This window comes from Streptomyces albidochromogenes (assembly GCF_005981925.1).
GTDB classification, from domain to species: Bacteria; Actinomycetota; Actinomycetes; order Streptomycetales; family Streptomycetaceae; genus Streptomyces; species Streptomyces albidochromogenes.
Map to the genome: position 1 here is coordinate 1 of NZ_VBVX01000558.1, position 1776 is coordinate 1776.

The 1776-nt window shown below is 75.7% G+C and carries 1 protein-coding gene and 1 pseudogene; both read left to right on the forward strand.

Annotated elements, in window-relative coordinates:
* Positions 1–369 precede the first annotated feature (369 nt).
* Positions 370–1263 carry an FAD binding domain-containing protein gene (locus tag E2E34_RS33805; RefSeq protein WP_167518447.1) on the forward strand — a complete coding sequence of 298 codons (894 nt, stop codon included), beginning with the start codon at positions 370–372 and terminating at the stop codon, positions 1261–1263.
* Positions 1260–1776: pseudogene (locus tag E2E34_RS33810) on the forward strand ((2Fe-2S)-binding protein); the annotation flags it as partial. The gene E2E34_RS33805 and the pseudogene E2E34_RS33810, both read left to right, overlap by 4 nt.

Below are 1776 nucleotides of genomic sequence, written 5' to 3' on the forward strand. Positions count from 1 at the left end.
GTTGCCGTGGCAGCGGCGGCCGGCGCCCCACGGCGATCCGGCGAGTCTCGGACGCCCGATCGAGGGGTCGCCCCCAAACGTGTGAGCCGGACGGCAAGGAGCGTGCCGCGCCGAGCCGGGCCTGGGACCGTGGAGGCGCCCCGGCTCGGCACACGTCGTAAGCAAACCAACTGAAGACCAGCAATTCACCCTCACCGCCCATGGGGTGTGAAAGCGGACCTATGCCCTGGCCGGGGACGAGGGCTCCCCAGTGGACCCTCGCGTCGGTCGGTTCGCAAGATGTGCCAGAGTTGCCTCGTCCGGGCTGTGAGCACGTACCGTACGGCGCAACAGGCGGGACAGCCGGGACACCGGGAAGGGGCAGCTGGGTTGACCACGCACGCACCGCAGGCGGCGCAGTTCGTGACGCTCCCGGCCTCGCTCGACGAGGCCGTGGCGGCACTCACCGCCATGCCTGCCGCCGTGCCCGTCGCGGGCGGCACGGACCTGATGGCATCCGTGAACTCCGGACAGCTGCGGCCTGCCGCGCTGGTCGGGCTCGGCCGGATCAGCGAGATCAGGGGCTGGCAGTACCAGGACGGAAACGCGCTGCTCGGCGCCGGTCTCACGCACGCCCGGATGGGACGGCCCGACTTCGCGGCCCTCATCCCGGCGCTCGCGGCGGCCGCGCGCGCCGCCGGTCCGCCCCAGATCCGCAACGCGGGCACCCTCGGCGGCAACATCGTCACCGCCGCGCCCACCGGCGACACCCTGCCCGTGCTGGCCGCGATGGAAGCGACGCTGGTGATCGCGGGGCCCGGCGGCGTACGCCGTGAGACCCCCGTCTCGCACCTCCTCGCCGGCCGCGACCTGCTGGGCGCGGGCGAACTGATCGGCTTCGTGCGCGTACCGCTGCTGCACGCCCCGCAGGTCTTCTTCAAGGCCACCGGCCGCACCGGACCCGGCCGCGCCACCGCGTCCCTCGCCCTGGTCCTCGACCCGGCGCGGCGCGAGGTGCGGTGCGCCGTCGGCGCCATCGCGCCGATGCCGCTGCGGCCGCTGGAGGCGGAGCGCTGGATCGCCTCGCTGATCGACTGGGACGCGGACCGCAAGCTCGCCCCGGACGCCTGCGCGGCCTTCGGCGAGTACGTCGCCGCCGCCTGCATCCCGGACCCGGCGCCGGTGAACGAAACCGAGGCCGCCGCTCTGCCACCCGCTGTACTGCACCTGCGGCGCACGGTCGCCGCACTGGCCCGACGAGCGCTGGGGAGGGCACTGGCGTGAGCGAGAACGAGACCCCCGGGACGCCGAACCCCGGCGGCTGGCAGCCGACCCCGCAGGGCGGCGAGTACGACGCCGAGGCCACGGCGTTCGTCCACCTGCCCGAGGGCATGACGGACTTCGGCGCGTACGGCGACCCCCTCGCGGCGCCCGGCCACGACTACGTACCGCCGCGGATCCCGGCCGCGACCGACCCCGCGGCGACCGGCGACTGGTCCGCCGGGCCCGGCGAGACGCGCTGGCCGCAGCCGGAGAGCGCGCAGCCGCACGATGCCGGGGCGACCGGCCAGTGGAGCTTCGACACGGCCCCCGAGCCGACGCCGCCCGTGGCGTCCGAACTCACGGGCCAGTGGACGATCCCGGTGGCGCGGGGCGACCTCCCCGACGAGTCGGGCGAGTTCACCACCTCCGCCCTGGCGTCCGACTGGAACACCGGCCGGCCTCCCGCGACGCTGCCCGGCGGCGCGCCCGCCCCCTGGGCGGACACCGCCGAAGCGGCCCCGACGCTGCCCGGCG